Source organism: Cellulomonas sp. 73-92 (assembly GCF_001898175.1).
In the GTDB taxonomy this organism is placed as follows: Bacteria; Actinomycetota; Actinomycetes; order Actinomycetales; family Cellulomonadaceae; genus Cellulomonas.
On record NZ_MKTH01000001.1, the window covers coordinates 13,109 to 25,797 of the forward strand.

At 72.6% G+C, this 12,689-nt stretch carries 12 protein-coding genes; 10 read left to right on the forward strand and 2 right to left on the reverse strand.

Annotated elements, in window-relative coordinates; all coding sequences use genetic code 11:
- Positions 1–646 precede the first annotated feature (646 nt).
- From BGO37_RS00100 to BGO37_RS00120, 5 genes are all read left to right on the forward strand, one after another.
- Positions 647–3,433: a heavy metal translocating P-type ATPase gene (locus BGO37_RS00100; protein ID WP_291750992.1), complete on the forward strand. Its 2,787-nt coding sequence runs from the start codon at positions 647–649 to the stop codon at positions 3,431–3,433.
- A gap of 26 nt (positions 3,434–3,459) precedes the next feature.
- On the forward strand, positions 3,460–3,738 hold the full coding sequence (locus tag BGO37_RS00105) for a metal-sensitive transcriptional regulator (RefSeq protein WP_291750993.1): 279 nt from the start codon (positions 3,460–3,462) through the stop codon (positions 3,736–3,738).
- A 174-nt stretch (positions 3,739–3,912) separates the two neighbouring features.
- Positions 3,913–5,247 carry a prolipoprotein diacylglyceryl transferase gene (locus BGO37_RS00110; RefSeq protein WP_291750994.1) on the forward strand — a complete coding sequence of 445 codons (1,335 nt, stop codon included), beginning with the start codon at positions 3,913–3,915 and terminating at the stop codon, positions 5,245–5,247.
- Between the two features lie 59 nt (positions 5,248–5,306).
- Positions 5,307–5,483 carry a YHS domain-containing protein gene (locus tag BGO37_RS00115; RefSeq protein WP_291750995.1) on the forward strand — a complete coding sequence of 59 codons (177 nt, stop codon included), beginning with the start codon at positions 5,307–5,309 and terminating at the stop codon, positions 5,481–5,483.
- 24 nt (positions 5,484–5,507) lie between these two features.
- On the forward strand, positions 5,508–5,633 hold the full coding sequence (locus BGO37_RS00120; protein ID WP_291750996.1) for a hypothetical protein: 126 nt from the start codon (positions 5,508–5,510) through the stop codon (positions 5,631–5,633).
- 288 nt (positions 5,634–5,921) lie between these two features.
- On the opposite strand, the gene BGO37_RS00125 is transcribed toward BGO37_RS00120, so the two are convergent.
- Together BGO37_RS00125 and BGO37_RS00130 are read right to left on the reverse strand one after the other, a co-directional pair.
- Positions 5,922–6,305 (reverse strand): hypothetical protein, encoded by a 384-nt coding sequence (locus BGO37_RS00125; RefSeq protein ID WP_291750997.1) that lies wholly within the window; start codon positions 6,303–6,305, stop codon positions 5,922–5,924.
- A 373-nt stretch (positions 6,306–6,678) separates the two neighbouring features.
- Positions 6,679–7,329, reverse strand: a complete 651-nt coding sequence (locus BGO37_RS00130; protein WP_291750998.1) for a DUF3105 domain-containing protein — start codon at positions 7,327–7,329, stop codon at positions 6,679–6,681.
- Positions 7,330–7,789: 460 nt separating this feature from the next.
- On the opposite strand from BGO37_RS00130, the gene BGO37_RS00135 reads away from it, so the two are divergent.
- From BGO37_RS00135 to BGO37_RS00155, 5 genes are all read left to right on the forward strand, one after another.
- On the forward strand, positions 7,790–8,014 hold the full coding sequence (locus tag BGO37_RS00135; RefSeq protein WP_291750999.1) for a hypothetical protein: 225 nt from the start codon (positions 7,790–7,792) through the stop codon (positions 8,012–8,014).
- Between the two features lie 379 nt (positions 8,015–8,393).
- On the forward strand, positions 8,394–9,200 hold the full coding sequence (locus BGO37_RS00140; RefSeq protein ID WP_291751000.1) for a M15 family metallopeptidase: 807 nt from the start codon (positions 8,394–8,396) through the stop codon (positions 9,198–9,200).
- 824 nt (positions 9,201–10,024) lie between these two features.
- Positions 10,025–10,249 (forward strand): heavy-metal-associated domain-containing protein, encoded by a 225-nt coding sequence (locus BGO37_RS00145; protein ID WP_291751001.1) that lies wholly within the window; start codon positions 10,025–10,027, stop codon positions 10,247–10,249.
- A complete protein-coding gene (locus tag BGO37_RS00150) occupies positions 10,246–10,413 on the forward strand; it encodes a hypothetical protein (protein ID WP_291751002.1) in 168 nt (55 codons plus the stop codon). The genes BGO37_RS00145 and BGO37_RS00150 overlap by 4 nt, the downstream gene beginning before the upstream one ends.
- A gap of 29 nt (positions 10,414–10,442) precedes the next feature.
- Positions 10,443–12,689, forward strand: coding sequence for a cation-translocating P-type ATPase (locus BGO37_RS00155; protein ID WP_291751030.1), 2,247 nt, complete (start codon positions 10,443–10,445; stop codon positions 12,687–12,689).

Sequence of the window (12,689 nt, forward strand, 5' to 3'; positions counted from 1 at the left end):
TCGGGCGCACCACACCACATCGGCCGACCTCCGGCGGCGCGACACGTCCCGGCGGGCGCGCGCGGCCCGACGATGCCCATCAGCAACCAGGGGAGCGCGAGGCGATGAGCACCAGAGCGTTCGCGATCGCCGGACCGGCCTGCGGGACGTGCCTGGCGGAGCTGATGGAGGCGATTCGCGTCGTGCCGGGTGTCATCGGCGTCGGCGTCACCTTGGTCCACGCGGCGCCGGCGGCGGTCGTGGTCACCGCCCGCGGACCCGTGCCCGTCGAGGCGGTCGCCACAGCCGTGAGCGCCGTCGGCTTCGCCCTCGCACCCCAGGTCGAACCAGGACCGGAAGGGCTCGCCGACGACGCGAGCCGAATCCTGACACCCGTTCCACCTGCGGCCGGGACGAGGCCGCGCCAGGCCCCGAAGACGGGCGCCACGTCTCCGGCTGCCCGACCTTCCGCGGCGGCCTTCTTCATCGAATCTCCATCGGCCCGCAAGGTCGGCGCAGCAATCCCGGACCTACCGTAGGCAATACCCCCACCGGGTATCGGGTTCGACGGTCACGCCGCAGTGGACGGCGGAGGCGGCGCTGGACCTGATCCCGTTGGGGGGCCAGCCGCCGCCCGGCGGGAGTGAGCCGAAGGAGACAGGGAGCCATGGACGTCGTCGTCGTCGCGGTCGCGGTGGTGCTGACCGGGCTGCTGGGGTGGTACTTCTTCGGTCCGCGCAGCTCGCACCGGGCCACGGTCGAGCAGGGCAGGCAGTCTCTGACGGTGGCGGTGAAGGGCGGGTACACCCCGGACGTCATCGAGGTGGTCGCCGGCGTGCCGGTGCGCCTGCTGTTCGACCGGCAGGAAGCCGGCGACTGCTCCTCGCGGGTGGTCTTCCCGGACTTCAAGGTCAACCAGAACCTGCCCGCGTACGCGACCACCGCCGTGGAGTTCACGCCCGAGCAGGTCGGTGAGTACGGCTTCGCGTGCGGGATGAACATGCTGCACGGCACGGTCAGGGTCGTCGCCGGCTCCGGACGCGCGGGATCGTCGGCCACGGCCGTGCTCGAGCGTCCGGCGCCGCCCCCGGCGCACGTCCCGGGGCACGACGACCACGGCGGTTCAGGCATGCACGCGGCGGCCGCACCGCACGGTCCGCACGACGAGCCGGGGGACGCCGAGGCCGCCGAACGCGCCGCCGAGATCGCGGACCTGGCGCGCCGTGTCGTCGTCGGCGCCGTGCTGACGTTCCCCGTGCTGCTGGCCGTCATGGCGACGTCGCTGTTCGGTGCGACCTGGGTGCCGGCGCTGCTCATGGAACGGTGGTTCCAGCTGCTGCTCATCGCGCCGGTCATGGTCTACACGGGCTGGCCGATCCACCGCACCGGCTGGCTGGCGCTGGCGCACCGCACGGCCGACATGAATTCCCTGATCACGCTGGGGTCGATCGCCGCCTTCGGGTACAGCCTGGTCGCGACGTTCGCCCCTGGGCTCCTGCCCGCCAGCTCGCAGGAGGTCTACTACGAGGCCGTCGGCGTGATCCTCACGCTGATCCTGCTGGGCCGGCTGTTCGAGACGAAGGCGAAGGCGGGCACCGGGGAGGCGATCCGGGCGCTGATCGGGCTGCAGCCGCGCACGGCGCGGGTGGTCCGCGGCGGGGAGGAGTTCGAGATCCCCGTCGAGGGCGTCGTCGTCGGAGACATCGTCGCCATCCGGCCGGGGGAGAAGCTGCCGGTCGACGGGACCGTGACGGACGGGCAATCGCCGGTCGACGAGTCGATGGTCACCGGCGAGCCGATCCCCGTGGTCAAGCGCGCGGGGGACACCGTCATCGGCGCGACGATCAACCAGACCGGTTCCCTGCGCTACACGGCCACCAAGGTCGGCGCCGACACGATGCTGTCCCAGATCATCAAGCTGGTGCGCGAGGCGCAGGGCTCCAAGGCGCCGATCCAGCGACTGGCGGACAAGGTGTCCGGCTACTTCGTGCCCGCGGTCATCACGATCGCGATCTGGACGTTCGTCGTCTGGTGGCTCGTCGGGCCCCCGCCGGCCGGGGTGTTCGCCCTGGTCGCCGCCGTGTCGGTGCTCGTCATCGCCTGCCCGTGCGCGCTGGGCCTGGCCACGCCGCTCTCGATCACGGTCGGCACCGGCAAGGGCGCCACCTCCGGGATCCTCATCCGCTCGGCCGAGGCGCTGGAGACCGCCCACAAGCTCACGACCGTGGTGCTGGACAAGACCGGCACCATCACGCAAGGCGCGCCGGCGCTGACCGACGTGCGCCCCGCCATGGGTTTCGACGCCGACGACGTGCTCGCGGTCGTCGCCGCGGCCGAGCGGGACTCCGAGCACCCGCTTGCTTCCGCGATCGTCGCCGGAGCGCGGGCGGCTGGGCTCGCCATCCCGGCAGCCAGCACGTTCGAGTCGGTCACCGGGCAGGGCGTGCGTGCCCGCGTCGACGGCGTCGACGTGCTCGTCGGCAACCAGCGCCTGCTGCGCGCCGCGGGCATCGACCCTGCCGGGCTGCTCAAGGCGGCCGACGAGCTGGCGGCCGACGGCCGCACGCCGATGCTCGTGGCCGTGGACGGGCGCCTAGCGGGCGTCGTCGCGGTGTCCGACCCCGTCAAGGAGGGCTCGGCCGCCGCGATCGCCGACCTGACCGCCCGCGGCATCGACGTGGTGATGATGACCGGGGACAACCGGGCCACCGCGGCTGCCATCGCCCGCCAGGTCGGCGTCCGGCGCGTCGTCGCCGAGGTCCTGCCGGAGCACAAGGCGCGCGAGATCAAGCGGCTGCAGGCCGAGGGCCGCATCGTCGGGATGGTCGGCGACGGCATCAATGACGCCCCGGCGCTGGCCCAGGCCGACGTCGGCTCGGCGATCGGCACCGGCACCGACGTGGCCATCGAGTCCTCCGACATCACCCTGATCTCGGGCAACCTGGGCGGCCTGGTCACCGCGATCGACCTGTCGCGGGCCACGATGCGCAACATCCGCCAGAACCTGTGGTTCGCGTTCGGCTACAACGCGATCGGCATCCCCATCGCCGCCGGCCTCTTGTACCCGGCGTTCGGCCTGCTGCTCAGCCCGATGATCGCGGCCGTGGCGATGGCCATGTCGTCGCTGTCGGTGGTCACCAACGCCAACCGGCTGCGCCGGTTCGCCCCCAGGCCGCCCATCGCGCATCCGATGATCCCGACCACCAACCCGGTGGTCGAGCTGGCAAGCGAGCACGACGAAGGACAGGAGAACCCCATGCACGACCACCAGCACCACGACCACACCGCCACGACGACGGTCGTCGACCCCGTCTGCGGGATGTCCGTCGACCCGGCGAGCGCCGCCGCCACCCGCGAGCACGACGGGACGACGTTCTCCTTCTGCTCGCCGGGGTGCGCCGCGGCGTTCGACGCCGACCCGCACACGTACGGCCACCCGCACCCGGCGCACTGACGCCACAACGGACGGGAGGCGACCGGATGAGCACCGGACCCGACCGTGACGAGCTCCTCCTGCGGCTGCGCCGGGTCGAGGGCCAGGTGCGCGGGATCGCCCGGATGGTCGACGAGCAGGCGTACTGCATCGACGTGCTCACCCAGGTCTCCGCCGCCTCCCGCGCGCTGCAGTCGGTCGCCCTGGCGTTGCTCGACCAGCACCTGCGCCACTGCCTGTCCCAGGTGGCCCAGGTCGGGGGAGAACTGCACGAGGAGAAGGTCCACGAGGCGTCGGCGGCGATCGCCCGTCTCGTCCGCAGCTGACGCGGGCGGAGCGCGGCCGGCCCATTCGACGCCGGGCCGGCCGCGCGCAACACGCGCCGCCGGCTGGTCGACGTTCACCGCGTCCCCAGCGGACGCGATAGATCCAGGGGTGGGGCTGACGCGCAGCTCGACCGGCATGCGGCCGGGTACGGCCGCGATCTTGGGGAGGCACTGATGGCACAGCAGAAGAAGCGTCCTGGCACGGCTCGTGCCCATCCGCAGTCTGGCGGGCAGGCGAGCCGCCCCGGCCGCCTGCGCGAGCAGTCGCTGGCGGAGCTGCTCGAGCTGGCGGCCGCCCGGACCGCGCCGGCCGAAGCCGCACCGGCGACGCCGCCTGTTCCCCACAGGCGAACCACCCGGGTGGCCACTGCGCCGGCCCAGCCCATCGATGCGCCGGCCCTGGCCCGGATCGCCGGGTCGCGCCGTCCGGCGGCCACCCGTCTGGAGTTCGTCACCAACCCGTTCCACGCGCTTGCCGACCTCGGCCCCCAGTCGCTCGGCGTCAGCTACTGGTTCACCGCGCCCGACGGCCAAGCTCCCCACCGGGTCGACGTCCGGTTCACCGGGCATCGCCTCGACGTGACCGCGGCACGGAGCCCCGCCGACGACTTCGTCGTGACCGCGGCCGCGACCGACGTCGCCCCCAGGGGCGGCCCGATCGCGTTGACCCAACGAGTGACCGGGGTGGCCCCCGGACGCTGGTCCGTCACGGCGGAGGCGTACGCCACGCCGAACGGCGGGGACCGCGCCGCCGCGATCCGCCTGCCGTCGGCGACGGGGATCGGCCAGTCCGTCTACGCGCTTATCGCCGCCTTCCGTGCCCCGGGTGTCGTGCTCGGCGCCTGGCCGATGATGGTCTCGCTGGGGTTCGCCCTGGGCCTTCTGGTGCAGGGCCTGCTGGCCCGGGTGCACGGCCTGTCCGGCGGCCGAGTGCTGCTGCTCGCGCTGCTGGCAGGCATGCTGGGCCTGTTCGGCGCCAAGGCGTACTACCGGCTCACGCACCTGCGCGAGGCGCCGGCCCCATGGTTGGCCGGCCTCAGCGTGCAGGGATTCGTCCTGGTGTCGACCACCGTCTTCGTGCTGGGCGGCTGGTGGTGGGGCATACCGGTCGGCCACCTGCTGGACGCCTCCATACCCGCGTTGCTGGTGGGTCAGGCCGTGGGACGGCTCGGCTGCCTGCTGGCGGGCTGCTGCGTGGGACGACCGACGACGAGGCATTGGGCGGTGTGGTCCTCCGACCGGACCATCGGTACCCGCCGCATCCCCGTGCAGATCCTGGAATCCGCATCGGCCGGCGCCCTCGCCCTGATCACCGGGTCGGCCGCCTGGCTCACGCCGCCGGAGCACGCCGGATCCCTGTTCCTGGCCGGGCTGGCTTCGTACGTGCTTGTGCGCCAGGTTCTGTTCCCGCTGCGCGGGTTGCCGCGTGCCACACGCTACGGCCGGGCGGTCATGCTCGTCCTGGCCCCAGCCGTCCTGGTCGGGGCGATCGTCGGAGCGATTGCCTGATCTATACCCCTGGGGGGTATGGTGGTCGGTTCAGCAAGCCCCTCGAGAAGGAGACCGCGATGTCCCTGTTCCGCCGCCAGTCTGCCGACGTCCGCGCGATCGATCCGGTCTGCGGGATGACGGTGGAGCCGGCGAGCGCCGCCGCCAGTCGGGAGTTCGAGGGGACCACGTACTCCTTCTGCTCGAAGGGCTGCGCGGCCGCTTTCGAGGTCGATCCCCGCCGATACGTGAGGTAGTCCGCCACGTCCGCACGCACGGTGGTGCCTGACGTCGGGGACCTGCACCGGGCCACCTCGCAGCCGGTCATCGAGCGGCAGCTGCGGCGCAGGCCGGGTGTCCTCGATGTCGCCGCGAACACGGTCGCCCAGACGGCGACCGTGACCTAATACTCCGCGTCGACCTCCTTTGCCGACCTGACGGCGTGGGGTCGCGAGTGGGGCTACCACTGCACCGGCCAGGCGGTCCCCGAGCACGTGTGAGACCCGACCGCCGAGCCCGTCGAAGGCCCGAGTGCCGCGATGGCCCCGAGCCACGAGCACCACGGCGTTTCGCACGACGAGCACGCCGGGCACCAGCACGGAGCGGCCGCCACCACCACCCTCGGGCCCCGGGCACGCCGCGATGGCCGGTGCGCCCGGTGCGCGCGAGGCGATGGGTCACGGCGGTCACGGCGGTCACGGTGGGTCGATGGCGGACATGGCCCGCGGCATGCGCAACCGGTTCGTCGTGGCGGCGGCGTTGTCGGTGGTCGTGCTGCTGTGGTCGCCGATCGGGCGCGACGTGCTGCACGTCGGTGTGCCGGCGCCGTCGCCGTCGCCGTCGGCGCCGGCTGGCTGTACAGCGTCGTCGTCACGCTGACGGGTGGCGGGGAGGTCTTCTACGAGGCCGCCACCGTGCTGACGACGTTCGTGCTGCTGGGGCACTGGCTGGAGATGCGCGCGCGGGGTGGCGCGAACGAGGCGTTGCGGACCCCGCTCCAGCTGGCTCCGCCGCGGGCCGTGGTCCTGCGCGACGGCGAGGCCGTCGAGGTGCCAACCGACGAGGTCAAGGTCGGCCACCTGTTCCTCATTCGGCCCGGCGCGAATCGCCATCGGCGCCGGGCACGGACGTGGCGATCGAGACGGCGTCGGGCGCGCGACCGTCCGCAAGGAGCACCAGAACCTCGGCTGGGCGATCGGCCAACGCCCTGGCCCTGCCCATCGCCGCGGGCGCCCTGTAGGCCTGGCTCGGGTTGTGGCTGCGCCCCGAGATCGCCGCCCTGACCATGTCCGGCTCCACCCTCATCGTCACCGCCAACGCCCTCCTGCTGCGCCGGCTGCGCCTGACCCCGCCGGGCTGACCCCGCCGGGCTGACCCCGCCGGGCTGACCCCGCCGGGCTGACCCCGCCGGGCCCGCCCGGCGAGAACCGCGTGCGAAGCCCGGCGTCCCTGTTACGGCGCGTCGGGCGTGCCGATCCCACCGGAGCAGGCGGCGCCCGGCTCGGGGGTCTGGGGTCCGTTGGCGTACTTGGCCACGAACGCCGCCAGGCGCGGGTCGTCGACCGACGAAAGCTGCAGCTGGACACCCCACGCCGAGGCGACCACGGGTGTGGGCAGACCCGCGCGCGGGGTCACGAGCACGTAGGCGTTCTTCGCTGCCACGCCACGCAAGGTCGCCAGCTGCGCCGCCGGAAGGTTGGCGTCATGGGTGATCCAGACCGCGCCGTGCTCCAGCGAGTGCACGGCGTTCTCGTCGGCCACCGGCGCGGAGTAGAAGCCGCAGTTCTCGTCCACCGCGGAGTGGTCGCCGCCGACGGGCGGGTCCTGGGCGTAGGCGACCGTGCCCGTCACATGGTTCCGCGACAGGCCCGTGAAGGTCTTGACGCCCGCGATCGGCGCCGTTGCCGCGGCCTGAACGCTGGCATTGTGCTGGGCCTGCTGCACGATGACAGCTGCGGTGGTTCCGATCAGACCGAGCGCCACCACCCCGGCGATCGAAGCGATCAGGATGGTGCGCCGGCGCTCCGTCCGCTTCTGGGCGGCCTTGACGGCCGCCAGGCGCGCCTGACGCTGGGTCGGCGCGGGCTTGTGCTTGCTGTTCACGCGTGCGGTGCCCTTCGAGGACGGTGTTCGGCATGCCCGACGGCCGAGCCGGAACACGAGGTCGGATCTGGTCGGACGGCCGCGCGGTGGCCGCCCACCCACCAGGATGACAGACGGCGCCGAACCGACCCCTGCCAGCCGCGGCGGGGATCGCCACCCGCCGTTGGCGAGACTTCGCGGGACCTTTATCAGACCTCGATCAAGCCCACAGTCTGCAGCGGCGACGATTGATCCCATGACCGACACCTGCGCCCGGCTCGGGGAACTCGCCACGGCACCCGAGCCCGGGTCTCGCCGCGGACCCGAGGCGAGTCCGGGACACCCAAGGGACCGACCCAGACGCAACTCCCTGCGGGCCATCACCAGCACCATCGCTGATGGGACGGCTGCTCTGCGCACGCCCTCCAGGCGGCGTGGCACGCCTGGCGCTCAGCCGACGGGACGAACAAGGACGCGACGCATGAACGCCATGACGAGCACTCCACCACAGAAGTCGTTCGCGCCACTCGAGCCGCCGAACGGAGTGGCCTCGGGCCTGCTCGGCGTGGTCGTCGACGCCATCCTTGTGGCGGGTGCGGCGCTGCGCTTGGCACTCGTCGTCGCATCGGTCGCGGTCAGGAAACTCTTGCCGGTCCTTCGTCACCTTCGTCGCCGACGACAGGACACGGCCGTCGGTACTTGGTGAATGACCACTTGTGGCCAGAAATCGAGCTGCCACCGGCGTCAGTCCAGCAAGGCGACGGCCCGCTCGCCGGGATGTGGCGGTGGGAACCTCCTTCCGGCGCTGGTGCCCCGCACCGGTGTGTCTTCATCGAGGCTTCATCCGTCCCCAGTCGGGACTTGACGAACGCCGCCGAGGCTGGAGGGCGAAGCGGTAGTCCGAGGGCGCGGCCCGCACCAGGTCCAGCACGGGAAGAAGTGGCGATGAACCACCGCAGTGAACGTTCCACCCCTGAACCGCGACCGGCCGGCGACGCCCGCAGGTCGATGGTCTGACGGGTCAGCGGGTCTCGTCGGCCGACCGTCGTCGACCGACCGGACGCGCGCCTTCCGCCAGTAGCAGCATGGGACGACACTCCACCACCGACGACGCCGCCGCGGCGCGCCCCGCCCGCCTGCCCTTCACCGTTCGCCGTGCAGCGCGTCGACGGCTCGTGGTCGCCTCCGGCCGCGTCGTCGTGGCGGTGGTGCTGCTCGCGACGACGACCGCCTCGGCATGGGGTGCCGATGCGCGTGGCGCGCAGTCGGGTTCCGGGATCACGACGATCGAGGCCCTGACGGCGAACGCCGTCATCCCGTCCCCGCCGGCCGCGCTCCTGCCCCGTGCCACCGCCAGCAGTCCGGCATCACCCCCCACGTCCACGCAGAGGACCTCGCGTTCCCTGCCGCGAGCGGAGTTCCGCACGGACGACGGCAGAACGGTTGTCTGTTCCGGTCTCGTGCCCGACATCGGCACGAACGGCCACGTCCCCGACGCCTCGATGTGTGACCTGTGGCAGGCGCCGTACCGGGATCGGGCAGACGCGGTCGTGACCCTCACGCAGCTCAACGACATGTACACCGCCAGGTTCGGCGAACCGATGTGCCTGACGTCGGGATATCGCACGCTGGAGGAGCAGGCGGCGCTCCGACGCAGGACGCCGCAGCTCGCGGCTCCCGTGGGGCTGTCCAACCACGGCTGGGGGCTGGCGGTGGACTTCTGCAAGGAGACCTATACCGGTGCGCGCGGCGCGTGGCTGAGGGCGAACGGCCCCATGTTCGACTGGGACAACCCGGCGTGGGCTCGAACGGGCCGGGGCGGCCCGTTCGAGCCGTGGCACTGGGAGTACGTGCCGGGTGTCAAGGCGCTCATCGCGGCCGGGCTGGAGTAAGGCGATTGTCGTTCGGGTGTCCGCGCGCTGGGCGCTGGCCTGGTACTACAACCGCTCGGAGCGGTGGCGCTCGTTGCCGCGGGGCTGGTGGTCCTCCGCGCGGCAGTCGGCCACCTGAGGGGGCGCTGGCTCGGGGTGGACGTCACGTTGAGTCGCCGGGTGGCGCGGGGACTGTACGTGTCGATCTGCGTGGCCCTCCTGGCGCTGGATGTCCGCCAGCAGGTCATCGCCGATGTCCTTCGGTGATGGCGCAGGTGCCGTTCGGCCGTTGCGAGGCCGGAGCCCTACCGTGCGGCGGTTGAGGCGGTGGCGGGTGTGACGGTGCTCGACGAGCTGAGCGGCCACCCCCACCAGGCCTACATGCGCCGCCAGCTGATTGACCGGGTCTGGCAGTTGGACTGGGTCGGCGAAGAGGGACTGGCGCCAGCGCTTCGCCAACTCGTCGAGGGCGCCGCCCGGGATTCTCCCGCGGGCCTGCGGTTACCACCGGAGAGCCGGTCGTCCGGCCGGCGGTGGACGTCCCGAGTAGGCGGCAGCCTGAGGATCGATTCCCGGGAGGGCCGAGGAACGACCCCGTGCACCTCGTTCTGCCTCTGGCGACACCTGCCGTCGACGACCTGGCCTGAGGGACGCCGCGCCGAGGGAACGCGGTTGGCCGTTGCACCTGGCGGTCTGCGTCGCGTCCCGCCGCGCCACCCGCGGGATCAAGGTTCGATGAAGATAGTGACTGACCCCTATATACCCCTACCCCGGAGGGGTATAACTGACGAGGTGCAGGTCCGGGGCTATTCGCGGACCGACCGGCAGAAGGGGAGGGAGTCGTCATGACGATCACGACCTATGGGGTCACGGGCATGACGTGCGCGCACTGCGTCGGGGCGGTGTCCCGCGAGGTGACGCACGTCGAAGGCGTCCGTGACGTCCAGATTCATCTGGTTCCCGGGGGTGTGTCGCTCGTCGTGGTCGAGTCGCTGGCTCCGCTGGACGAGCCGGCCGTGGCCGCGGCCGTGGCGGAGGCCGGGTACGAGCTGACCGGGGTGCTGGCATGAGCGACGGCGCGCGCCTGGTCGGGTTCGGCGCGGTGCTCGCGCTGGCCCTGGCGATCGGGCTGGGTATCGGTGCAGCCGTCGGCCCGCTGGGGTCGGGCGACGGCGCCCACCAGCAGAGCACGACGAACAGCGCCCCGGCGGCGGGGACGGAGGTGACGCGGTGAGCGAGGCGATCCAGCTCGAGATCGGCGGGATGACGTGCACCTCCTGCGCGGCACGGATCGAGAAGCGGCTCAACCGGCTGGAGGGCGTGCAGGCGACGGTCAACTTCGCCACGGAGCGCGCCAGCGTCCAGCTGCCCGAGGGCACGAGCGTGGCGCAGGCGATCGCGGCCGTGGAGGAGACCGGTTACACCGCGTCCGTGTACGACCCGAGCCCGGTCCGGTCGCGGGACGAGGCGGCCCCGGACGAGGAGGACGAGGCCGACGTCGAAGCGCGTGCGCTGCGCCGCCGGTTGGTGATCAGTGCGGTGCTCGCGGCGCCGGTGCTGCTGCTGTCCGCCGTCGAGCCGTGGCAGTTCCAGCACTGGCAGTGGGCCTCCCTGACCTTGGCTGCGCCCGTGGTCGTGTGGGGTGCGTGGCCGTTCCACCGTGCGGCCTGGGTGAACCTGCGCCACGGCGCGGCGACGATGGACACGCTCATCAGCGTGGGTGTCGTCGCGGCCTTCACCTGGTCGCTGTACGCCCTGTTCTTCGGACCGGCCGGCGACCCCGGGATGCGGATGGGCTTCAGCCTGGTCCCGCGTCGCGGTGGGGGCGCCGGGGAGATCTACCTGGAGGTCGCCTCCGTGGTGACCGTGGCGATCCTGCTCGGCCGGTACTTCGAGCTGCGGGCCAAGCGGCGTTCGGGAGCGGCGCTGCGGGCGTTGCTGGCGATGGGCGCCCGGGATGTCGCCGTGCTGCGGGACGGGGCCGAGGTCCGCATCCCGGTCGACCAGCTGGTCGTCGGCGACGTGTTCGTGGTGCGCCCCGGGGAGAAGGTGGCCACCGACGGGGTGGTCACGAAGGGAGCGTCCGCTGTGGACGCGTCGATGCTCACCGGTGAGCCGGTCCCGGTCGAGGTGGGGCCCGGTGACGAGGTGGTCGGTGCGACCGTCAACGCCGGGGGCAGGCTCATGGTGCGGGCCACCCGGGTGGGAGCGGACACGCAGCTGGCCCAGATGGCGCGGCTGGTGGAAGAGGCACAGAGCGGCAAGGCACCCGTGCAGCGGCTGGCCGACCGGATCTCCGGGGTCTTCGTCCCGGTCGTCATCACCACGGCCGTGGCAACCCTCGGGTTCTGGATCGGCGCCGGGGGCGGCGTCGGGCTTGCCTTCACCGCCGCCGTGGCCGTGCTGATCATCGCGTGCCCCTGCGCACTGGGCCTGGCCACGCCGACCGCCCTGATGGTCGGCACCGGCCGCGGCGCGCAGCTCGGCATCCTCATCAAGGGCCCGCAGGTGCTCGAGTCGACCCGCCGGGTCGACACCGTCGTGCTGGACAAGACCGGCACGGTCACCACCGGCCGGATGGTGCTCGCGAACGCCATCCCGGCCGACGGGGTCGAGGAGGCCGAGCTGGTGCGCCTCGCCGGCGCGCTCGAGCACGCCTCTGAGCACCCCATCGCCGCAGCGATCTCCGCCGGCGCCCGCGAACGCGGCGGTGACCTGCCGCCCGTCGAGCAGTTCGTCAGCAGTCAGGGTCTCGGGGTCTCCGGTGTCGTCGAAGGGCACGCCGTCGCTGCGGGGCGTCCGACGTGGCTGGCGGCCGAGTGGAACGTGGAGCTGGGCGGCACGTTGCGCTCGGCGCTGGACGTCGCCGAGCAGCAGGGCCGGACCGTGGTCGCCGTGGCATGGGACGGGGCGGTGCGCGGCGTGCTGGTGGTCACCGACACGGTGAAGCCGACCAGCGCGGAGGCGATCGCCGGCCTGAAGCAGCTGGGCCTGCACCCGGTGCTGCTGACTGGCGACAACGAGCGCGCCGCCCGGGCGATCGCGGCAGAGGTGGGCATCGACGAGGTGATCGCGCAGGTGCTGCCGCAGGACAAGGTGGCCGTCATCCGGGACCTGCAGGCTCGTGGCCGGGTGGTCGCGATGGTGGGCGACGGGGTGAACGACGCCGCCGCGCTGGCACAGTCCGACCTCGGCATCGCCATGGGCACCGGCACGGACGTCGCCATCGAGGCGAGCGACCTGACGGCCGTGCGCGGGGACCTGCGCGCGGCGGTGGACGCCGTCCGGCTCGCCCGCCGCACGCTCGCCACGATCAAGGGCAACCTGTTCTGGGCCTTCGCCTACAACGTGGCCGCGATCCCGCTGGCGGTGGCGGCCCTGCTCAATCCGTTGATCGCCGGAGCGGCGATGGCGTTCTCCTCGGTGTTCGTCGTGAGCAACAGCCTGCGGCTGCGGCGGTTCCGTGCCGTGTCCACCACGGCCCCGGTCGCGGCGGGCTCGGCAGGCTGA